1 pseudogene is annotated in these 233 nt (G+C 38.6%); it reads right to left on the reverse strand.

The annotated features are described in order from the left end of the window. Nucleotides 1–233: pseudogene (locus JUI58_RS18920) on the reverse strand (Uma2 family endonuclease); the annotation flags it as partial.

The following is a 233-nucleotide window of genomic DNA, read 5'->3' on the forward strand; positions in this document are numbered from 1 at the left end:
CGATCGCGCTGTTCAACAACCTCAACAAAATCAACAAAACGCTCTCCATCAGGGTGAAATAAAACTAAATCCTTCTCGCTTGTGGTAAATTTTATCCCCAAAAGTGGACTTTTCCAATTCTCCATCTGGGCGATTTCTTCTAACTTCTTTCCCTTTCTCAACCATCCTTGTAGCCGATTCTTTTTGGGATTATACAAGTAATATTCTTGGATACCATGCTCTTGATAAAACTT

This window comes from Spirulina sp. CCY15215, from assembly GCF_016888125.1.
Lineage (GTDB): Bacteria > Cyanobacteriota > Cyanobacteriia > Cyanobacteriales > Spirulinaceae > CCY15215.